Source organism: Variovorax sp. V118, from assembly GCF_041154445.1.
GTDB classification, from domain to species: Bacteria; Pseudomonadota; Gammaproteobacteria; order Burkholderiales; family Burkholderiaceae_C; genus Variovorax; species Variovorax boronicumulans.
Map to the genome: position 1 here is coordinate 1,298,523 of NZ_AP028663.1, position 21,237 is coordinate 1,319,759.

At 66.1% G+C, this 21,237-nt stretch carries 20 protein-coding genes and 1 pseudogene; 20 read left to right on the top strand and 1 reads right to left on the bottom strand.

Features of this window, described 5'->3' with window-relative positions:
* Positions 1–8: 8 nt before the first annotated feature.
* The 17 genes and pseudogenes from ACAM52_RS05985 to ACAM52_RS06065 all read left to right on the top strand — a co-directional run bounded on the left by ACAM52_RS05985 (position 9) and on the right by ACAM52_RS06065 (position 15,968).
* Positions 9–368 (top strand): NADH-quinone oxidoreductase subunit A, encoded by a 360-nt coding sequence (locus ACAM52_RS05985; protein WP_055805154.1) that lies wholly within the window; start codon positions 9–11, stop codon positions 366–368.
* Positions 369–383: 15 nt separating this feature from the next.
* Positions 384–863: an NADH-quinone oxidoreductase subunit B family protein gene (locus tag ACAM52_RS05990; protein WP_007837763.1), complete on the top strand. Its 480-nt coding sequence runs from the start codon at positions 384–386 to the stop codon at positions 861–863.
* 13 nt (positions 864–876) lie between these two features.
* The gene (locus ACAM52_RS05995; RefSeq protein WP_369646425.1) at positions 877–1,488 is read left to right on the top strand and encodes an NADH-quinone oxidoreductase subunit C; all 612 of its coding nucleotides are present in this window, start codon (positions 877–879) and stop codon (positions 1,486–1,488) included.
* Between the two features lie 5 nt (positions 1,489–1,493).
* Positions 1,494–2,746: pseudogene (locus tag ACAM52_RS06000) on the top strand (NADH-quinone oxidoreductase subunit D).
* Between the two features lie 10 nt (positions 2,747–2,756).
* Positions 2,757–3,299: an NAD(P)H-dependent oxidoreductase subunit E gene (gene nuoE, locus ACAM52_RS06005; RefSeq protein ID WP_062475406.1), complete on the top strand. Its 543-nt coding sequence runs from the start codon at positions 2,757–2,759 to the stop codon at positions 3,297–3,299.
* Entirely contained in the window at positions 3,299–4,639 is a 1,341-nt protein-coding gene (gene nuoF / locus ACAM52_RS06010; protein ID WP_070063112.1) for an NADH-quinone oxidoreductase subunit NuoF, read from the top strand. The genes nuoE and nuoF overlap by 1 nt, the downstream gene beginning before the upstream one ends.
* Positions 4,640–4,659: 20 nt before the next feature.
* Positions 4,660–6,825, top strand: a complete 2,166-nt coding sequence (gene nuoG, locus ACAM52_RS06015) for an NADH-quinone oxidoreductase subunit NuoG (RefSeq protein ID WP_369646426.1) — start codon at positions 4,660–4,662, stop codon at positions 6,823–6,825.
* Positions 6,822–7,898 (top strand): NADH-quinone oxidoreductase subunit NuoH, encoded by a 1,077-nt coding sequence (nuoH, locus tag ACAM52_RS06020; RefSeq protein ID WP_095949076.1) that lies wholly within the window; start codon positions 6,822–6,824, stop codon positions 7,896–7,898. The genes nuoG and nuoH overlap by 4 nt, the downstream gene beginning before the upstream one ends.
* An 18-nt stretch (positions 7,899–7,916) precedes the next feature.
* Positions 7,917–8,462: an NADH-quinone oxidoreductase subunit NuoI gene (gene nuoI, locus ACAM52_RS06025; RefSeq protein WP_062475395.1), complete on the top strand. Its 546-nt coding sequence runs from the start codon at positions 7,917–7,919 to the stop codon at positions 8,460–8,462.
* 37 nt (positions 8,463–8,499) lie between these two features.
* Complete coding sequence (locus ACAM52_RS06030; RefSeq protein ID WP_062475392.1) at positions 8,500–9,159, top strand: NADH-quinone oxidoreductase subunit J; 660 nt, start codon at positions 8,500–8,502, stop codon at positions 9,157–9,159.
* Complete coding sequence (nuoK, locus tag ACAM52_RS06035) at positions 9,156–9,464, top strand: NADH-quinone oxidoreductase subunit NuoK (protein WP_007837741.1); 309 nt, start codon at positions 9,156–9,158, stop codon at positions 9,462–9,464. The genes ACAM52_RS06030 and nuoK overlap by 4 nt, the downstream gene beginning before the upstream one ends.
* Before the next feature lie 7 nt (positions 9,465–9,471).
* Positions 9,472–11,517 (top strand): NADH-quinone oxidoreductase subunit L, encoded by a 2,046-nt coding sequence (nuoL, locus tag ACAM52_RS06040; protein ID WP_062475389.1) that lies wholly within the window; start codon positions 9,472–9,474, stop codon positions 11,515–11,517.
* A 25-nt stretch (positions 11,518–11,542) separates the two neighbouring features.
* Complete coding sequence (locus ACAM52_RS06045) at positions 11,543–13,021, top strand: NADH-quinone oxidoreductase subunit M (protein WP_062475386.1); 1,479 nt, start codon at positions 11,543–11,545, stop codon at positions 13,019–13,021.
* A 24-nt stretch (positions 13,022–13,045) separates the two neighbouring features.
* Positions 13,046–14,533: an NADH-quinone oxidoreductase subunit NuoN gene (gene nuoN / locus ACAM52_RS06050; RefSeq protein ID WP_062475383.1), complete on the top strand. Its 1,488-nt coding sequence runs from the start codon at positions 13,046–13,048 to the stop codon at positions 14,531–14,533.
* A gap of 16 nt (positions 14,534–14,549) precedes the next feature.
* Positions 14,550–14,855, top strand: coding sequence for a DUF2818 family protein (locus ACAM52_RS06055; RefSeq protein ID WP_369646427.1), 306 nt, complete (start codon positions 14,550–14,552; stop codon positions 14,853–14,855).
* A 5-nt stretch (positions 14,856–14,860) separates the two neighbouring features.
* Positions 14,861–15,475 carry an NUDIX domain-containing protein gene (locus ACAM52_RS06060; RefSeq protein ID WP_369646428.1) on the top strand — a complete coding sequence of 205 codons (615 nt, stop codon included), beginning with the start codon at positions 14,861–14,863 and terminating at the stop codon, positions 15,473–15,475.
* A gap of 7 nt (positions 15,476–15,482) precedes the next feature.
* On the top strand, positions 15,483–15,968 hold the full coding sequence (locus ACAM52_RS06065) for a DUF1178 family protein (RefSeq protein ID WP_369646429.1): 486 nt from the start codon (positions 15,483–15,485) through the stop codon (positions 15,966–15,968).
* Positions 15,969–15,999: 31 nt separating this feature from the next.
* Here the strand turns inward: ACAM52_RS06065 and ACAM52_RS06070 are convergent, their stop codons facing one another.
* The gene (locus ACAM52_RS06070; protein ID WP_369646430.1) at positions 16,000–17,787 is read right to left on the bottom strand and encodes an ABC transporter transmembrane domain-containing protein; all 1,788 of its coding nucleotides are present in this window, start codon (positions 17,785–17,787) and stop codon (positions 16,000–16,002) included.
* A gap of 78 nt (positions 17,788–17,865) precedes the next feature.
* Here ACAM52_RS06070 and ACAM52_RS06075 point away from each other — a divergent pair, with 78 nt between their 5' ends.
* Genes ACAM52_RS06075 through ACAM52_RS06085 form a run of 3 tightly spaced genes read left to right on the top strand, consistent with a single transcriptional unit; the run spans position 17,866 to position 21,234 of the window.
* On the top strand, positions 17,866–18,402 hold the full coding sequence (locus ACAM52_RS06075; protein ID WP_062475361.1) for a MarR family winged helix-turn-helix transcriptional regulator: 537 nt from the start codon (positions 17,866–17,868) through the stop codon (positions 18,400–18,402).
* A complete protein-coding gene (locus ACAM52_RS06080) occupies positions 18,395–19,873 on the top strand; it encodes an efflux transporter outer membrane subunit (protein WP_369646431.1) in 1,479 nt (492 codons plus the stop codon). Before ACAM52_RS06075 ends, ACAM52_RS06080 begins: the two co-directional genes overlap by 8 nt.
* Before the next feature lie 35 nt (positions 19,874–19,908).
* Positions 19,909–21,234, top strand: a complete 1,326-nt coding sequence (locus ACAM52_RS06085; protein WP_369646432.1) for an efflux RND transporter periplasmic adaptor subunit — start codon at positions 19,909–19,911, stop codon at positions 21,232–21,234.
* The last annotated feature ends 3 nt before the right edge of the window (positions 21,235–21,237 follow it).

The window sequence follows — 21,237 nt, forward strand, 5'->3', positions numbered from 1 at the left end:
ATTTCTCGATGAACCTCGATTCCTACCTTCCCGTCCTTTTGTTCATTTTGGTCGGGGTCGGCGTAGGCGTCGCCCCGCAAGTCATTGGATACATCCTCGGGCCCAATCGGCCCGACGCTGCGAAGAACGCGCCCTACGAGTGCGGCTTCGAAGCCTTCGAGGATGCGCGCATGAAATTCGACGTGCGCTATTACCTCGTTGCGATTCTCTTCATCCTCTTCGATCTCGAGATTGCCTTTCTCTTTCCGTGGGCCATTGCGCTCAAGGAAATCGGCGCCGTTGGCTTCTGGGCCATGATGATCTTTCTCGCCATCCTCGTCGTGGGCTTCGTCTACGAGTGGAAAAAAGGCGCGCTCGACTGGGAATGACAAGGAAGCTACACGATGGCCATTGAAGGCGTTCTCAAAGAAGGCTTCGTCACCACGACCTACGACTCGGTCGTGAACTGGGCGAAGACCGGATCTCTCTGGCCGATGACGTTCGGCCTCGCATGCTGTGCGGTCGAAATGATGCACGCGGGCGCTGCCCGCTACGACATCGACCGTTTCGGCATGCTGTTCCGTCCCAGCCCGCGCCAGTCCGATCTGATGATCGTGGCCGGTACGCTGTGCAACAAGATGGCGCCGGCGCTGCGCAAGGTCTACGACCAGATGCCCGAGCCGCGCTGGGTGCTCTCGATGGGCTCCTGCGCGAACGGCGGTGGTTACTACCACTACAGCTATTCCGTGGTGCGTGGCTGCGACCGCATCGTGCCGGTCGACGTCTATGTGCCGGGTTGTCCGCCCACCGCTGAAGCACTGCTGTACGGCGTGATCCAGCTGCAGCAGAAGATTCGCCGCACCAACACCATTGCCCGCGCCTGAGAGATTGCCGACGATGACTGACTTTGCAATTTCGCCGGAGGTGCTGCGCGCCACCATCGCCGAGACCCTCGGCGCCAAGGCCAAGAGCGTGACGATCGCGCTTGAAGAAGTGACCGTCGTGGTCAGCGCCGCCGACTACATCGACGCGGCGCTGCTGCTGCGCGATGCGCCCGGTTGCCGTTTCGAACAGCTGATCGATCTGTGCGGCATGGACTATTCCGACTACCGCGAAGGCGAGTGGCAAGGCGAGCGCTATGGCGTCGTCTCGCACCTGCTCTCCGTGAGTCTCAACCAGCGCGTGCGCCTGAAGGTGTTCGCGACCAGCGAAGACCTGCCCGTGGTCGATTCGCTCCAGCCCGTCTGGAGCGCCGCCACGTGGTTCGAACGCGAAGCCTTCGACCTGTACGGCATCGTGTTCGACGGCCACGACGACCTGCGCCGCATCCTGACCGACTACGGCTTCATCGGCCACCCGTTCCGCAAGGACTTCCCGGTGTCGGGTCACGTCGAAATGCGCTACGACGAAGAGCAGAAGCGCGTGGTCTACCAGCCGGTCTCGATCGAGCCGCGCGAAATCACGCCGCGCGTGATCCGCGAAGACAACTACGGCGGCGGTTTGCACTGACAAATATGGCCGAAATCAAGAACTACACACTCAACTTCGGTCCCCAGCACCCCGCAGCACACGGCGTGCTGCGCCTGGTGCTCGAGCTGGACGGCGAAGTGATCCAGCGTGCCGACCCCCACATCGGCCTGCTGCACCGTGCGACCGAGAAGCTCGCCGAATCGCGCACCTTCATCCAGTCGCTGCCCTACATGGACCGCCTCGACTACGTGTCGATGATGTCCAACGAGCACGCCTACTGCCTCGCCATCGAGCGGATGATGGGCCTGGACGTGCCGATCCGCGCGCAGTACATCCGCGTGATGTTCGCCGAGATCACCCGCCTGCTGAACCACCTGCTGTGGCTCGGCGCGCACGGTCTGGACTGCGGCGCGATGAACATGCTCATCTACTGCTTCCGCGAGCGTGAAGACCTGTTCGACATGTACGAAGCCGTGTCCGGCGCGCGCATGCACGCGGCGTACTTCCGTCCGGGCGGTGTCTACCGTGACCTGCCGGATTCGATGCCGCAGTACAAGGTCAGCAAGATCAAGAATGCGAAGGCCATCGAGAAGCTCAACGAGAACCGCCAGGGCTCGCTGCTCGACTTCATCGACGACTTCTGCAAGCGCTTCCCGAAGATGGTCGACGAGTACGAGACGCTGCTCACCGACAACCGCATCTGGAAGCAGCGCACCGTGGGCATCGGCGTGGTCACGCCGGAGCGCGCGCTGAACCTGGGCTTCACCGGCCCGATGCTGCGTGGCTCGGGCGTCGAATGGGACCTACGCAAGAAGCAGCCCTACGACGTCTACGACCAGATGCAGTTCGACGTGCCCGTGGCAAGACCGGCGACTGCTACGACCGCTACCTGGTTCGCGTGGAAGAAATGCGCCAGGCCAACAAGATCATCCAGCAGTGCTCGGCATGGCTGCGCGTGAATCCGGGTCCGGTCATCACCAGCAACCACAAGGTCGCCGCGCCCGCGCGCGAATCGATGAAGGCGAACATGGAGGAGCTGATCCACCATTTCAAGCTCTTCACCGAAGGCTTCCATGTGCCCGAAGGCGAAGCGTATGCCGCCGTCGAGCACCCCAAGGGCGAGTTCGGCATCTACCTCGTGAGCGACGGCGCCAACAAGCCGTACCGCCTGAAGATCCGCGCCCCGGGCTTCCCGCACCTCGCTGCCCTCGACGAAATGTCGCGCGGCCACATGATCGCCGACGCTGTCGCGGTGATCGGCACGATGGACATCGTGTTCGGCGAAATCGACAGGTGAGAAAGAGCGAATGACGACTTCCTCAACCCATCACCATGACGCGGCGCCCTCGGCGCCGTTGAAGGCTGCCATCCTCGAGCGCTTTGCGCGCGAGGTCGCGAAGTACCCCGAAGCCGGCAAGCAGTCGGCCGTGATGGCCTGCCTGGCCATCGTCCAGCAGGACGAAGGCTTCGTGAGCGTGCAGCGCGAGCGCGAGATCGCCGCCTACCTCGGCATGGCGCCCATCGCCGTGCACGAAGTGACGACCTTCTACAACATGTACAACCAGCATCCGGTGGGCAAGTTCAAGCTCAACGTGTGCACCAACCTGCCGTGCCAGCTGCGCGACGGCGTCACCGCGCTGGTTCATCTCGAGAAGAAGCTCGGCATCAAGATGGGCGAGACCACGGCCGACGGCCTGTTCACGCTGCAGCAGAGCGAATGCCTGGGCGCCTGCGCTGATTCGCCCGTGATGCTGGTCAACGACCGCACCATGTGCAGCTTCATGAGCAACGACAAGCTCGACCAGCTCATCGACGGTTTGCGCAGTGCCAAGCCAGGGGAGGCTTCGTGATGACGCCCGAACAGGTTCTCTCGCAATTCCAGGCCACCGGTGTCCAGACCTGCTTCCATGACCGCCACATCGGCGCTCAGATCTATGCAGGCCTGGACGGCACCAACTGGCACCTGGCCGACTACGAAGCGCGCGGCGGCTACCAGGCGCTGCGCAAGATCCTCACCGAGGGCCTCACGCCCGACCAGGTGATCGCCGAAGTGAAGGCCTCGGGCCTGCGCGGCCGTGGCGGCGCGGGTTTCCCGACCGGCCTGAAGTGGAGCTTCATGCCCCGCCAGTTCCCGGGCCAGAAGTACCTCGTCTGCAATTCGGACGAAGGCGAGCCCGGCACGTGCAAGGACCGCGACATCCTGCAGTTCAACCCGCACATCGTGATCGAAGGCATGGCCATCGCCGCGTATGCGATGGGCATCAGCGTGGGCTACAACTACATCCACGGCGAGATCTTCCAGAGCTACGACCGCTTCGAGGCCGCCCTTGAAGAGGCGCGTGCCGCCGGCTATCTCGGCGACAAGATCATGGGCAGCACGTACAACTTCCAGTTGCACGCCGCCCACGGCTTCGGTGCCTACATCTGCGGCGAAGAAACCGCGCTGCTCGAGTCGCTCGAAGGCAAGAAGGGCCAGCCGCGCTTCAAGCCGCCGTTCCCGGCGAGCTTCGGCCTGTACGGCAAGCCGACCACCATCAACAACACCGAGACCTTCGCGGCGGTGCCCTGGATCATCCGCAACGGCGGCCAGGCCTACCTCGAGTGCGGCAAGCCGAACAACGGCGGCACCAAGATCTACTCGGTGAGCGGTGACGTCGAGCTGCCCGGCAACTACGAAGTGCCGATGGGCACGCCGTTCTCCAAGCTGCTCGAGCTGGCCGGCGGCGTGCGCAAGGGCCGCACGCTCAAGGCCGTGATTCCCGGCGGCTCGTCGTCGCCGGTGCTGCCGGCCGACATCATGATGGCCTGCACCATGGACTACGACTCGATCGCCAAGGCCGGCTCCATGCTGGGCTCGGGCGCCGTGATCGTCATGGACGACACGCGGTCGATGGTCGAGTCGCTCAAGCGCCTCTCGTACTTCTACATGCACGAGTCCTGCGGCCAGTGCACCCCCTGCCGCGAAGGCACGGGCTGGCTCTACCGCGTGGTGGACCGCATCCACAACGGCCAGGGCAAGCCCAGCGACATGCAGCTGCTGGACTCCGTGGCCGGCGACATCATGGGCCGCACCATCTGTGCGCTCGGCGATGCGGCAGCCATGCCCGTGCGCGCCATGATCAAGCACTTCCGCCATGAGTTCGAGGCCCTGATCCCGGGTCACGTCCCGACGGCGCCCGTCAAGGCCTGAGTGCGAGAAGAAACACAGACATGATCGAAATCGAACTCGACGGCAAGAAGGTCGAAGTGACCGAAGGCAGCATGGTGATGCATGCGGCCGAAAAGGCGGGCACCTACATTCCGCACTTCTGCTATCACAAGAAACTCAGCATCGCGGCCAACTGCCGCATGTGCCTGGTCGACGTGGAAAAGGCGCCCAAGCCGATGCCGGCCTGCGCCACGCCCGTCACGCAGGGCATGATCGTTCGCACCAAGAGCGACAAAGCCATCAAGGCCCAGCAGTCCGTCATGGAGTTCCTGCTGATCAACCACCCGCTGGATTGCCCCATCTGCGACCAGGGCGGCGAATGCCAGCTGCAGGACCTGGCCGTCGGCTACGGCGGTTCTTCTTCGCGCTACGAAGAAGAAAAGCGCGTCGTGTTCCACAAGGACGTCGGCCCGCTGATCAGCATGGAAGAAATGAGCCGCTGCATCCACTGCACGCGCTGCGTCCGTTTCGGCCAGGAAGTGGCCGGCGTGATGGAGCTGGGCATGTCGCACCGCGGCGAGCACTCCGAAATCGAAACCTTCCTCGGCGACTCGGTCGACTCCGAGCTGTCGGGCAACATGATCGACATCTGCCCGGTCGGCGCGCTCACGAGCAAGCCCTTCCGCTACAGCGCCCGCACCTGGGAACTGTCGCGCCGCAAGTCGGTGAGCCCGCACGATTCCACCGGTGCCAACCTGATCGTCCAGGTCAAGAACAACCGCGTGATGCGCGTGGTGCCGCTGGAGAACGAAGACGTCAACGAATGCTGGATCGCCGACCGCGACCGCTTCTCGTACGAAGCGCTCAACGGCACCGAGCGCCTGACGCAGCCCATGCTGAAGCAGGGCGGTCAATGGCAGCAGGTCGACTGGCAGACGGCGCTCGAATACGTTGCCAACGGCCTCAAGCAGATCAAGACCGACCACGGTGCGCAAAGCATCGGCACGCTGGTCAGCCCGCACAGCACGCTCGAAGAACTGCAGCTCGCCGCCATGCTCACGCGTGAACTGGGCAGCGACAACATCGACTACCGCCTGCGCAACGCCGAGTTCTCGGTCTTCGAAGGCGTGCGCTGGCTCGGCACCTCGATCGCCTCGCTCACGCAAGTGCAGCGCGCGCTGGTCGTCGGTTCGAACCTGCGCAAGGAACACCCGCTGTTCGCGCAGCGCATCCGCCAGGCCGTGCGCAAGGGCGCCGCGCTGTCGGTGATCACCTCGGCCAGCCTGATGGCCGACCGCGAAGCTTGGGCCATCAACGTGGCGCAATCGACCATCGTCGAAGCCGACCAGTGGGTCGAAGCCCTGGCGGCAGTCGCTGCCGCCATCGGCCAGACCAACGGTGCCGCTGCACCGCTGGCACCGACGAGCGAGCCCGACGCTGCTGCACAAGCCATCGCAGCGTCGCTGCTGAGCGGCGAACGCAAGGCGATCCTGCTCGGCAATGCCGCCGCCCACCACGCGCAAGCCAGCAGCCTGCTGGCCCTCGCGAACTGGATCGGCGCACAGACCGGCGCCACCGTCGGCTACCTGACCGAAGCCGCCAACACCGTGGGCGCGCAGCTCGTCGGCGCGTTCCCGAAGAACGGCGGTCTCGATGCCGGCCGCATGCTCGCCGCCGGCTCCGGCCTCAAGGCCGTGCTGCTGCTGAACACCGAACCGGTGTTCGATTCGGCCGCCGGCGCTGCCGCCGCCGATGTCATCGGCAATGCGCAAATGGTCGTCACGCTGAGCCCCTTCAAGGCCAACCTCGAGTTCAGCGACGTGCTGCTGCCCATCGCGCCGTTCACCGAAACGCCCGGCACCTTCGTCAATGCCGAAGGCCGCCTGCAAGGTTTCCATGCCGTCGTGAAGCCGCAAGGCGAGACGCGTCCGGCGTGGAAGGTGCTGCGCGTGCTGGCGAACCTGCTCGGCCTGCCGGGCTTCGCCTTCGAATCGACCGCCGAGGTGCTGGCCACTGTCGGTGACAAGGGCACCGTGCCGGCGAACGCGTTGAGCAACGCCACCTCCGCCAAGGCCGTCGTGGCCAGCGGCGCCGTGGCTGCGCCCGTGGTCGCGAGCATCTACCAGCTCGACTCGATCGTGCGCCGCGCACCGTCGCTGCAGCTGACCGCCGACGCGCGCAACAGCGCACCGGCCGCACCCGCTCGTGCCGAGGAGGCCCTGGCATGATCGACGCAATTCATGGCTTCGGCCAGGGGCTGGTCGCCGCAGGCTGGTGGACGTCCGTCGTCTGGCCCGTGGTCTGGACGCTGATCAAGATCATCGTCGTCGTGATCCCGCTGATGCTGGCCGTGGCGTACCTCACGCTGTGGGAACGCAAGGCCATCGGTTTCACGCAGATCCGCGTGGGCCCGAACCGCATCGGGCCGCTGGGCCTGCTGCAGCCGATCGCCGACGCGCTCAAGCTGATGACCAAGGAAATCATCCTTCCGACGGTCGCCAACAAGGGCCTGTTCCTGCTCGGCCCCATCATGACCATCATGCCGGCGCTGGCCGCATGGGCCGTGATTCCCTTCGGCCCCGACGTGGCGCTGGCCAACATCAACGCCGGCCTGCTGTTCGTGATGGCCATCACCTCGCTCGAGGTGTACGGCGTGATCATCGCCGGCTGGGCCTCGAACTCGAAGTACGCCTTCCTGGGCGCGCTGCGCGCCTCGGCACAGATGGTGAGCTACGAGATCGCGATGGGCTTCTGCTTCGTCGTGGTGCTGATGGTCACGGGCAGCCTGAACATGTCCGACATCGTGACGGTGCAGGGCAAGGGCATGTTCCAAGACATGGGCATCGGCTTCCTGTCGTGGAACTGGCTGCCGCTGCTGCCGATCTTCGTCGTGTACTTCATCTCGGGCCTGGCCGAAACCAACCGCCACCCGTTCGACGTGGTGGAAGGCGAATCCGAAATCGTGGCCGGCCACATGATCGAGTACTCGGGCATGAGCTTCGCGATGTTCTTCCTGGCCGAGTACGCCAACATGTGGCTCGTCTCGATCCTGACCGTGGTGCTGTTCCTCGGTGGATGGCTGCCGCCGTTCGAGTTCCTGAGCTTCATTCCGGGCTGGATCTGGCTGGGCCTGAAGACCTTCTGCGTGGTCACCATGTTCCTGTGGGTGCGCTCGACGTTCCCGCGCTTCCGCTACGACCAGATCATGCGTCTGGGCTGGAAGATCTTCATTCCCGTCACCCTGGTGTGGCTGGTCGTGGTCGGTGGCTGGATGCAGACGCCGTTCAACATCTGGAAATAAGCAGGAAGCGACGACATCATGACTGCTTCACACACCGCCGGAGGGCTCGGACGCACCTCCAAGCTGGCCTCCGCACCGTTCTCGCTCAAGGACTTCCTGGGCAGCTTCATGCTGTTCGAACTGTTCAAGGGCCTGGCCATCACGGGCAAGTACGCCTTCGCGCGCAAGATCACCGTCCAGTTCCCCGAAGAGAAGACGCCGCTGTCGCCGCGCTTTCGCGGCCTGCACGCGCTGCGCCGCTACGAGAACGGCGAAGAGCGCTGCATCGCCTGCAAGCTGTGCGAGGCCGTGTGCCCCGCGCTGGCGATCACCATCGAATCCGACGTGCGTGACGACGGCTCACGCCGCACCACGCGCTACGACATCGACCTGACCAAGTGCATCTTCTGCGGCTTCTGCGAAGAGAGCTGCCCGGTCGACTCGATCGTCGAGACGCACATCTTCGAATACCACGGCGAAAAGCGCGGCGACCTGTACTTCACCAAGGACATGCTGCTGGCCGTGGGCGACCGCTACGAAAAAGAAATCGCGGCGAACAAGGCGGCCGACGCCAAGTACCGCTGAGCCGGCTCCGCTCGAAACCCGTACCAATCGAATTCCAATGGACGTCAAGACCGGTCTGTTCTATCTGTTTGCCGCGGTGCTGCTGTTTGCAGCCTTCCGCGTCATCACCTCCCGCAATCCCGTGTACGCCGCGCTGTACCTGGTGCTGGCTTTCTTCCAGGCTTCGGCCATCTGGCTGCTGCTGCGCGCCGAGTTCCTGGCGATCTCGCTCGTGCTGGTGTACGTCGGCGCCGTGATGGTGCTGTTCCTGTTCGTCGTGATGATGCTGGACATCGACGTCGACGGCCTGCGAGAGGGCTTCTGGAAGCACTTCCCGCTGGCCGCCGGCATCGGCGCGCTCATCGCGCTCGAAATGGCCGCCGTGCTCATGGGCGGCTTCCGCCTGGGCGAAGGCCCGCGCGCCATGGCGACGACCTCGCCCAACAGCTCGAACACGCTCGAGCTGGGCAAGCTGCTGTATTCCGAATACCTCTACCCGCTGGAAATCGCCGCGGTCATCCTGCTGGTGGCCATCATTGCTGCCATTGCACTGACGCTGCGCACCCGCAAGGACAGCAAGTACGTCAACCCGTCGGACCAGGTGCGCGTGAAGGCGCGCGACCGCGTGCGCATCGTGCAGATGCCCGTCACGCGTGCGGCCGAGCCGGTGGTTGAGGCCCCGGCAGCGGATGCCGCTGCAAAGGAAAACAAGGCATGACGCTCACGCTTGGACACTTTCTCTCGCTCGGTGCGATGCTCTTCGCGCTGTCGGTGATCGGCATCTTCCTGAACCGCAAGAACCTGATCGTGCTGCTGATGGCCATCGAGCTGATGCTGCTGGCGGTCAACATGAACTTCGTGGCCTTCTCGCACTACCTGGGCGACATGCACGGCCAGATCTTCGTGTTCTTCATCCTGACGGTGGCGGCGGCCGAATCGGCCATCGGCCTGGCGCTGCTGGTCCTGTTGTTCCGCAACAAGTCCAACATCAACGTCGACGAACTCAACTCGCTCAAGGGTTGACAGCAGTATGAGCGCAACCCTTTCCGCATCCACCTTGCTGGCCGTGCCGCTGGCACCCCTGGTCGGCGCCGCACTTGCCGGCCTGTTCGGCACGAAGTTCGGCGGCAACCACATCGGCCGCAAGGTCACGCATTCGCTGACCATCCTGGGCGTGTTCGTCGCCTTCGTGATCTCGGCGATGACGCTGAAGTCGGTCATCGTCGACGGCGCCCGCTTCAACCAGACCATCTACGAATGGATGATGGTCGGCGGCCTGAAGATGGAAGTCGGCTTCCTGGTCGACGGCCTCACGGCCATGATGATGTGCGTCGTGACCTTCGTGTCGCTGATGGTCCACATCTACACCATCGGCTACATGGAAGAAGACGACGGCTACAACCGCTTCTTCTCGTACATCTCGCTCTTTACCTTCTCGATGCTGATGCTCGTCATGAGCAACAACATGCTCCAGCTGTTCTTCGGCTGGGAGGCGGTGGGCCTGGTGTCGTACCTGCTGATCGGCTTCTGGTTCAACAAGCCCACGGCCATCTTCGCGAACATGAAGGCCTTCCTGGTCAACCGCGTGGGCGACTTCGGCTTCATCCTGGGCATCGGCCTGATCGCCGCCTACGCCGGCACGCTGAACTACGGCGAAGCCTTCGCCAAGGCCCACACGCTGGCCGGCATCACCTTCCCGGGCACCGAGTGGATGCTCATCACGGTGATCTGCATCTGCCTGTTCATCGGCGCGATGGGCAAGAGCGCCCAGTTCCCGCTGCACGTGTGGCTGCCCGACTCGATGGAAGGCCCGACCCCCATCTCGGCGCTGATCCACGCGGCAACGATGGTGACGGCCGGCATCTTCATGGTGGCGCGCATGTCGCCGCTGTTCGAGCTGAGCGACACGGCCCTGAGCTTCATCCTCGTGATCGGCGCCATCACCGCGCTGTTCATGGGCTTCCTGGGCATCATCCAGAACGACATCAAGCGCGTGGTCGCGTACTCGACGCTGTCGCAGCTCGGCTACATGACGGTGGCGCTCGGTGCCTCGGCCTACTCGGTCGCGGTGTTCCACCTGATGACGCACGCGTTCTTCAAGGCGCTGCTGTTCCTCGGCGCGGGCTCGGTGATCATCGGCATGCACCACAACCAGGACATCCGCTGGATGGGTGGCGTGCGCAAGTACATGCCCATCACCTGGATCACCTCGCTGCTGGGTTCGCTCGCGCTGATCGGCACGCCGCTGTTCTCGGGCTTCTACTCGAAGGACAGCATCATCGAGGCCGTGCACGAAAGCCACCTGTGGGGCGCGCAGTTCGCCTATTACGCGGTGCTGGCCGGCGTGTTCGTGACGGCGTTCTACTCGTTCCGCATGTACTTCCTGGTCTTCCACGGCAAGGAACGCTACGACCAGAACCCCGACGCACACCACGACGACCATGCGCACGACGCGCACGGACACGATGACCACGGCCATGGCCACGACGCCCACAAGCCGCACGAATCGCCGATGGTGGTCTGGCTGCCGCTGGTGCTGCTGGCGATCCCCTCGGTGGTGATCGGCTTCATGACCATCGACCCGATGCTGTTCGGCAGCTTCTTCAAGGACGCGATCTTCGTCGACGGTGCCAAGCACCACGCGATGGGCGAGCTGAAGGAAGCCTTCCACGGCCCGGTCGCCATGGCGATCCACGGCCTGCAGACCGCACCGTTCTGGCTGGCACTGGCCGGCGTGGCGCTCTCGTACTACATGTACATGATGAACCCGGCACTGCCGGCCGCCATCAAGCGCGCCTTCAGCCCGATCTACAACCTGCTCGAGAACAAGTACTACCTCGACTGGATCAACGAGAACATCCTCGCCCGCGGTGCGCGCCTGCTCGGCACGGGCCTGTGGAAGGGCGGCGACCAGGCGCTGATCGACGGCGCGCTCGTCAACGGTTCCTGGAAGGTGGTGGGTCGCGTGGCCGGCGTCGTGCGCTGGCTGCAGTCGGGCTTCATCTACCACTACGCCTTCGCGATGCTGCTGGGCATCTTCATCCTGATGACGTACTTCGTCTGGTTCAAACGTTGAGCCCGAACGCTGGAGAAAAAGAAAAATGGGTTTGTTGAGCCTTGCCATCTGGGTGCCGATCGCATTCGGCGCCGTGCTGCTGGCGTTTGGCCGCGACGAGCACGCCAAGGGCGTGCGCTGGGTCGCGCTCGTCGGTGCCATCGTGAGCTTCCTGGTCACGGTGCCGCTGTTCACGCGCTTCCAGAACGGAACCGCCGCGATGCAGTTCGTCGAGAAGACGAGCTGGATCTCGCGCTTCAACGTCAACTACCACCTGGGCATCGACGGCATGTCGCTGTGGCTGGTGCTGCTGACCTCGTTCATCACGGTCGTGGTCGTGATCTCGGCCTGGGAAGTGATCACCGAGCGCGTGAACCAGTACATGGGCGCGTTCCTGATCCTGTCGGGTTTCATGATCGGCGTGTTCTCGGCGCTCGACGGCATCCTGTTCTACGTGTTCTTCGAAGCCACGCTGATCCCGATGTACCTGATCATCGGCATCTGGGGCGGCCCGAACAAGATCTACGCGGCGTTCAAGTTCTTCCTGTACACGCTGCTCGGCTCGCTGCTGATGCTGGTCGCGCTGATCTTCCTGTACAACAAGTCGGGCGGCAGCTTCGACATCCTGAGCTGGCACAAGCTGCCGCTGGGTTCGACCGCGCAGACCTTCCTGTTCTTCGCCTTCTTCGCGGCCTTCGCCGTCAAGGTGCCGATGTGGCCGGTCCACACTTGGCTGCCCGACGTGCACGTCGAGGCCCCCACGGGCGGTTCGGCCGTGCTGGCCGCGATCATGCTGAAGCTGGGTGCCTACGGTTTCCTGCGCTTCTCGATGCCCATCGCGCCTGACGCCTCGCACGAGTGGGCCTGGCTCATGATCGCGCTGTCGCTCATTGCCGTGATCTACGTGGGCCTCGTTGCACTGGTGCAGCAGGACATGAAGAAGCTGGTGGCGTACTCGTCGGTCGCCCACATGGGCTTCGTGACGCTGGGCTTCTTCATCTTCAACGAGCTCGGCGTGTCCGGCGGCATCGTGCAGATGATTGCCCACGGCTTCGTGTCGGGCGCCATGTTCCTGGGCATCGGCGTGCTGTACGACCGCGTGCACTCGCGCCAGATCGCCGACTACGGCGGCGTGGTCAACACCATGCCCAAGTTCGCCGCGTTCGCGCTGCTGTTCGCCATGGCCAATTGCGGCCTGCCGGGCACCGCCGGTTTCGTGGGCGAATGGATGGTGATCCTGGGCGCCGTCAAGGCCAACTTCTGGGTCGGCCTGGGCGCCGCCACCGCACTGATCTTCGGCGCCGCCTACACCCTGTGGATGTACAAGCGCGTGTACCTGGGCCCGGTCGGCAACGACCACGTCAAGGAACTGAAGGACATCAACGCCCGCGAATTCCTGATGCTGTCGCTGCTGGCGATCGCCGTGCTGTGGATGGGCCTGTATCCGAAGCCTTTCACCGACGCGATGGATGCCTCCGTCGTCGAGCTTCTGCGCCACGTGGCGATTTCGAAGCTGCCCGTCTGATGCCACGCTGAAGAAGAGAACGAGATGATTGACAAACTCAGCTGGGTGACGATCTACCCCGAAATCGTGTTGCTGGTCATGGCCTGCATCATTGCGCTGGTCGACCTGTCGGACACGAGCCCGCGCCGCACCCGCACCTACATCCTGACGCTGCTCACGCTGGCGGCGGTGGCCGTGCTCACGGGCCTGGCCGCTGTCGGCGGCAAGACCTCCTACGGCTTCGGCGGCATGGTGGTGAGCGACACGATGGGCAACTGGCTCAAGTGCTTCGCCTCGCTGGCCCTGATGGTGACGCTGGTCTACGGCCGTCCCTACGCGGCCGACCGCGAGATGCTGCGCGGCGGCGAGATGTTCACGATCAGCATGCTGGCCCTGCTGGGCATGTTCGTGATGATCGGCGGCAGCAACTTCCTGCTGATCTACCTCGGCCTGGAGCTGCTCACGCTGTCGAGCTACGCGCTCGTGGCGCTGCGCCGCGACAACGCGGTGGCCAGCGAAGCCGCCATGAAGTACTTCGTACTCGGCGCCATGGCCAGCGGCTTCCTGCTGTACGGCCTGTCGATGATGTACGGCGCCACCGGCTCGCTCGACCTGAACGAAGTGTTCAAGGCGATCTCGACCGGCAAGGTGAATCACCAGGTGCTGGTGTTCGGCCTGGTTTTCATCGTGGCCGGCCTGGCGTTCAAGGTCGGTGCCGCACCGTTCCACATGTGGGTGCCCGACGTCTACCAGGGCGCGCCGACGGCGATCACGCTGCTGATCGGTGCCGCGCCAGAGCTGGCTGCTTTCGGCATCATCATCCGCCTCCTGGTCGACGGCCTGCAGCCGCTGGCCATCGACTGGCAGCAGATGCTCGCCGTGCTGGCGGTCGCGTCGCTGGTGATCGGCAACCTGGCCGCCATCGCGCAGAGCAACCTCAAGCGCATGCTGGCCTACTCGACCATCGCGCAGATGGGCTTCATGCTGCTGGGCCTGGTGGCGGGTTCCGACCTGCAGGGCACGCAGAACGCACAGGCCGCCTACAGCGCCGCGATGTTCTACGTCGTGACCTACGTGCTGACCACGCTGGCGAGCTTCGGCATCATCCTGCTGCTGGCGCGCGAAGGCTTCGAAAGCGAAGAGATCACCGACCTGGCCGGCCTGAACCAGCGCAGCCCGCTGTACGCCGGCGTGATGGCCATCGCGATGTTCTCGCTGGCCGGCCTGCCGCCACTCGTTGGCTTCTACGCCAAGCTGGCCGTGCTGCAGGCGCTGATCGCCTCGGGCGCTGCCATCTACATCGGCCTGGCCGTGTTCGCCGTGATCACCTCGCTGATCGGTGCGTTCTACTACCTGCGCGTGGTCAAGGTCATGTACTTCGACGCGCCCGTCACGGCGACCACCGTGTCGGCCTCGTTCGACGTGCGCACCGTGCTCACGATCAACGGCGCGCTGATCCTCATTCTTGGCGTGCTGCCCGGCGGTCTGATGACGCTGTGCTACGACGCCATCGCGGCCACGCTGGCCCACTGACGCGGTCCGCAACACGGTGTCGCAAACCGCGTCGGTCTGGGTGGTGCTGCTGGTGGCCCTGGTGGCTGCCAACCTGCCGTTCCTGAATGAGCGCCTGTTCGGGGCGGTGCCGTTGTCGACCCAGCACAAGTCGCTCGCCATCCGCTTCGGCGAACTGGTGGTGCTGTACTTCATTGCCGGCGGCATCGGCCTGCTGTTCGAACGCAGGGCAGGGCAGATCGCCGCCCAGGGCTGGGAGTTCTACGCGGTGACGGCCTCGCTGTTCGTCGTGCTGGCCTTCCCGGGGTTCACCTGGCGCTACCTGATGAAGCACAGGCACTGACCGACATGACTTCTCCCGCCACCGCAACCGTCGATGCGCACCTGAAGGAAGCGCTCGTCAGCAGCGAAGAGCTCTTCAAGGGCAAATTCCTGCATGCCAAGCGCGACACCATCCGCCTGCCCGACGGCCACAGCGCCACGCGCGAGTACGTGGTGCATCCCGGCGCGGTGGTGGTGATTCCGCTGCTTGACGACGGCCGCGTGGTGCTGGAGCGCCAGTTCCGCTACCCGGTGGATCGAGTGATCGTCGAGTTTCCCGCGGGCAAGCTCGACGCCGGCGAAGATCCGCTGCTGTGCGGCCAGCGCGAACTGCTCGAGGAAACCGGCTACTCCGCGCGCGAATGGGCGCATGCCGGCGCCACGCACCTGGCGGTGGCGTACTCGACCGAAATCATCCACATCTACTTCGCACGCGGCCTCTCGCTGGGCGAGCGCCAGCTCGACCACGGCGAGTTCCTCGACGTGTTCACCGCCACGCCGCAGGAGCTCATCGGCTGGTGCCGCGACGGCACCGTGACCGACGCGAAGACGCTCACCTGCGCCCTGTGGCTGCAGAACGTCCTGTCGGGCGCATGGGCACTGGATTGGCAGGCCGCAGCCTCGCAAGGCGGCGCGGGATAATCCGCGCATGAAGGTCCTCGATCTCCGCTGCACGCACGGCCACGGCTTCGAGGGCTGGTTCGCGTCCAACGAGGCGTTCGACAGCCAGCTCGCCAGCGGCCTCGTCGAGTGCCCGGTCTGTGGCGACACCGCCATCGTCAAGCTGCTGAGTGCGCCCCGCCTGAACCTGAGCAACGCCAAGGCGCCGAAGGAAGAAGGGCGCGGCGACGCGGCCCACGCGCCGGCGGCACCCGCAACGCCTTCCACTCAAGTATCCGCAACCTCGACTTCGCCCGAAGCCCGTTGGATGCGCGCCGTGCGCGAAGTGCTGGCCAAGACCGAAGACGTCGGCGACCGCTTCGCCGACGAGGCGCGCAAGATGCACTACGGCGAAACCGCCGAGCGCGGCATCCGCGGCCAGGCCACGCCAGAGCAGACCGAGGCGCTGCTCGATGAAGGCATTCCGGTGATGGCGCTGCCGATTCCGGCAGCGCTCAAAGAAACCCTGCAGTAACTGACCGATCGGCCCGATCGGCCCGATCGGGTCAGGCCGTGAACTGCAGCGCGGCCAGCCGCGCGTACACGCCGCCTTGCGCCACCAGCGCCGCGTGCGTTCCCTGTTCGACGATGCCGCCGTGGTCCAGCACGATGATGCGGTCGGCCTTCTGCACGGTCGCCAGGCGGTGGGCGATCACGAGCGTGGTGCGGTTTTCCATCGCCGATTCCAGCGCGGCCTGCACCATGCGTTCGCTTTCGGCGTCGAGCGCGCTGGTGGCTTCGTCCAGCAGCAGCAGCGGCGGGTTCTTCAGGATGGCCCGCGCAATGGCGATGCGCTGGCGCTGGCCGCCCGACAGCCGCACGCCGCGTTCGCCCAGGAAGGTGTCGTAGCCCTCGGGCAGGGCCTGCAGGAAGTCGTGCGCGAAGGCGGCGCGCGCCGCGGCGTGCACCTCCTCGGCGCTCGCGTCGGGCCGGCCGTAGCGGATGTTCTCGAAGGCGCTGGCCGAGAAGATCACCGCGTCCTGCGGCACGAGGCCGATGCGGGTGCGCAGGTCGTGCAGCGCGAGCGCATCGAGCGATGCGCCGTCGAGCACGATGCGGCCCGACTGCGGGTCGTAATAGCGCAGCAGCAGCTGGAACACCGTGCTCTTGCCGGCGCCGCTCGATCCCACCAGCGCCACGGTCTCGCCCGGTGCGATGTCCAGGCTGAAGTCGCGCAGCGCCGGCGTGCCCGGCCGCGAGGGGTAGTGGAAGGTGATCGCGTCGAAGCGGATGGCGCTGCCCGCGGCGGGAACGGGCGCGACCGCCGGCTGTGCGGGTGACGCAATGGCCGTCGGCGCATGCAGCAGTTCCATCAGGCGCTCGGTGGCGCCGGCCGCGCGCAGCAAGTCGCCGTACACCTCGCCGAGCACCGCGGTGGCGCTCGCCAGGATCGCCACGTAGACCACGGTCTGGCCCAGGTGGCCGGCCGTGATGTCGCCGCGCAGCACGGCCTGCGTGCCTTCGTACAGGCCCCAGAGCAGGGCGGCCGAGGTGGCAATGATGATGAAGGCCACGAGCACCGAGCGCGCGCGCGTGCGGCGCACGGCGGTATGGAAGGCGTTTTCGGTCGAGCTGTTGAAGCGGTCGGCTTCGCGGCCTTCGGCCGTGTAGCTCTGCACCACCGGAATCGCGTTCAGCACCTCGGCCGCGATGGCACTCGAGTCGGCCACGCGGTCCTGGCTGGCGCGCGACAGCTTGCGCACGCGGCGGCCGAACCACATGCTCGGCAGCACCACCAGCACCAGGATGCCCAGCACCTGCACCATCACATAGGGGTTGGTCCACACCAGCACCGCCAGCGCGCCGACGCCCATGACGGCGTTGCGCAGGCCCATGCTCAGCGACGAGCCGACGACCGTCTGCACCAGCGTGGTGTCGGCCGTGAGGCGCGACAGCACCTCGCCGGTCTGCGTGGTCTCGAAGAAGGCCGGGCTCTGCTGCAGCACATGGCCGTAGACCGCGTTGCGCAGGTCGGCCGTGACGCGCTCGCCGAGCCAGCTCACCGTGTAGAAGCGCGCCGCCGAAAACAGGCCCAGCGCCACGGCCACCGCGAAGAGGGCGCCGAAGTGCTCGCGCAGCGCCATGGTCTGGGCGCCCTTGTCGGCGCTGACCAGGCCGCCGTCAATCAGGCTGCGCAGGGCGATAGGAAAAGCCAGCGTCGTGACCGCCGCCATCACCAGGAAGACCCCCGCCAGCACGATCTGCACGCGGTAGGGGCGAAGGAAGGGGCGCAACCCCGACAGCGAGCGGGGCGAACCTTTGGCTGCGGAGGACGACGGAGGGGAAGAAGCCATGGGCGCGAATTCTACCGAGCCCTTGCCCCCACAAAGGTCGCCTTGACAGTAATTGCCATGACAACTAATATTTCGGGCATGAGCGATGCCCCCATTTCCCCGGTCCCTCCGACGCCCGACGAGGCCGTGCGCCCGCCGGTCGCCTTCTATCGCGCCGAGGACTACCGCGCCGAAGAGAGCATCGGCTACCTGATGCGCCGCATCGTCACGTCCGTCGGCCAGACCGTCGGCACGCGCATGTGCGAGCCCGGCAGCCCCACCTACCCGCAGTGGGTGCCGCTGTACAAGCTGCACGTCGGTGCCGCCACCACCGTGGCCGAACTGGCCCGCGCCTGCGAGCTCGACACCGGCGCCATGACGCGCCTGCTCGATCGCCTCGAGGCCAAGGGCCTGTGCCGGCGCGTGCGCTCGCTCGAAGACCGCCGCGTGGTCAACATCGAACTCACCGACGAAGGCCGTGCGGCCGCGAAGGAAGTGCCCTATGTGCTGAGCCGGGTACAGAACGAGTACCTGGCCGGGTTCAGCCTCGAAGAATGGGAGCAGCTCAAGGACTACTTGCGCCGCATCCTCGACAACGCACAGGGCCTCGCGGCCCGTGGAGAGAAGAATGACTGAGTCTTTCGCCGTGCGCGCGCTGCGCCGCACGCCCGTCGTGGCCGCCGCGCTGGCGGTGGTCGCGCTCGCCGGTTGCGCCGACATGGCCGGCATCGGCTCGCACGCGAAGTTGCGCGATGCATCCACGCTCGGCATCGCGGCCGACCCCGCGCGCGCCAACGTGCCCAGCCTGGACAGCCAGTGGTGGCAGGCCTTCGGCGACAGCCAGCTCAATGCGCTGGTCGACCAGGCCGTGGCCGGCAACCCGAACCTGCAGGTCGCGCGTGCGCGCCTCGTGCGCGCCCAGGCCTCGGCGGACATCGCCGGTGCGGCGCTGCTGCCCAAGGTCGGCGCCGACCTCAACCTGAACCGCCAGAAGTTCAACAGCAACTACATCTACCCGGCGCCGCTGGGCGGCTCGACGCAGAACATCGGCCTGTTGCAGCTGGGCGCGAGCTGGGAGCTCGACTTCTTCGGCAAGAACCGCAGCGCGCTCGACACCGCCCTCGGCGCGGCCAATGCCGCCGCAGCCGACGCCGATGCCGCGCGCGTGCTGCTCGCGAGCAACGTGGCGCGCAGCTACTTCCAGTGGGCGCGCCTGAACGAGCAGGTCGACGTGGCCAAGCGCACGCTGGCCCAACGCGACGAGACCTTCAAGCTGGTGCGCGACCGCGTCTCGGCCGGCCTCGACACCCGCCTCGAACTGCGCCAGAGCGAAGGCGGCCTGCCCGAAGCCCGCCAGCAGATCGAAGCGCTCAACGAGCAGATCGCGCTGCAGCAGCACGCACTCGATGCGCTCGTGGGCCAGCCCAACGTGTCGGCCTCGCTCAAGCCGCCGGTGCTCGCCGGCGTGAAGCCGATGGCGCTGCAGGCGAACATCCCGGCCGACCTGCTGGGCCGCCGCGCCGACATCGCCGCCGCGCGCTGGCGCGTCGAGGCGGCCACCAGCGACGTGGCCAATGCCAAGACCCAGTTCTATCCCAACGTGAACCTCACGGCCTTTGCCGGCTTCCAGAGCCTGGGTTTCGGCAAGCTGCTCAAGTCGGGCAGCGAGCAGTGGGGCGTGGGCCCGGCCATCCACCTGCCGATCTTCGAAGGCGGGCGCCTGCGCGCCAACCTGCGCGGCAAGTCGGCCGACCTCGACGTGGCCATCGAAAGCTACAACGCCACCGTGCTCGACGCCGTGCGCGATGCGGCCGACCAGGTGTCGAGCGCACAGTCGATCGTGCGCCAGCAGACCGAACAGCGCGCCGCGCAGACGGCCGCCGAAGGCGCCTACGACATTGCCGTGCAGCGCTACCGCGCCGGCCTGGGCAACTACCTCAACGTGCTGACCGCCGAAACCGCCGTGCTGGCCCAGCGCCGCCTCGCGGTCGACCTGGCGGCCCGCGCCCTCGACACGCAGGTGGGCCTGGCGCGCGCCCTGGGCGGCGGCTGGCAGCCGCCGGCCACCGCCACGGCGGCGGCCCCGACGGCCGCCACCCAGAACTGATTTGCTGATCCGCCTTCTTCGGAAAGAACTCCATCATGAGCGATAACAACACTCCGACATCCGCTTCCCCCGTGCCCCCCATCGCAGCGCCCGAGGCGCCTGCCAGCAACGGCAAGCGCCGCCGCGCACTCACCGTTCTCACCGCCGTGGTGCTGGTCGCCGGCGGCGGCTGGGGCCTGTACGAATGGCTGGTCGCCAGCCACTACGAGAACACCGACAACGCCTACGTGCAGGGCAACGTCATCCAGATCACGCCGCAGATCGGTGGCACCGTCATGGCCATCGGCGCCGACGACACCGACTTCGTGAAGGCCGGCCAGCCGCTGGTGCAGCTCGACCCGGCCGATGCCAAGGTCGCGCTCGAGCAGGCCGAGGCCGCGCTCGCGCAGGCCGTGCGCCAGGTGCGCACGCTGTACGCGAACAACGGTTCGCTGGCCGCGCAGGTCACGCTGCGCCAGTCCGACATCGCCAAGGCCCAGAGCGACATCGCCAAGGCGCAGGACGACCTGCAGCGCCGCCGCGCGCTGTCGGGCAACGGCGCCGTGTCGAAGGAAGAACTCAACCACGCCGAGACGCAGCTGGCCAACGCCAAGAGCGCACTGGCCGCCGCACAGGCCGGCGTGGTCGCCGCGCGCGAGGCGCTGGCCAGCAACCAGTCGCTGACCGAAGGCACCAGCGTGGCCCAGCACCCGAGCGTGCTGGCCGCCGCCGCCAAGGTGCGCGAGGCCTACCTCGCCACGCAGCGCGTGGCCATGCCCGCGCCGGTCGACGGCTACGTGGCCAAGCGCACCGTGCAGCTGGGCCAGCGCGTGGCCGCCGGCACGCCGATGATGTCCATCGTGCCGCTGCACCAGCTGTGGGTCGACGCCAACTTCAAGGAAGTGCAGCTGCGCAACATCCGCATCGACCAGCCCGTGAAGCTCACCGCCGACGTCTACGGCAAGAAGGTCGAGTACACCGGCAAGGTGGCCGGCCTGGGCGTGGGCACCGGCGCCGCCTTTGCGCTGCTGCCGGCGCAGAACGCCACCGGCAACTGGATCAAGGTGGTGCAACGCGTGCCCGTGCGCATCGCGCTCGACCCCGAGCAGCTCAAGGCCAACCCGCTGCGCATCGGCCTGTCGATGGACGCCGAGATCGACATCACGCAGAAGACCGGCAAGATGCTGGCCGACGCGCCGCGCAGCACCGCGTTCGCGCAGACGCAGGTCTACAGCCAGCTCGACCGCGGTGCCGACGCCGAGGTGGACCGCATCGTGGCCGCCAATCTCGGCCGCGGTGCGCCCACGGCGGCCGTGAGCCGTCCGGCGGCCTCCAGCGCTGCGCCGGCCGCGCACGTCGCCACGCAGGGCCAGCCGGGCTGATCG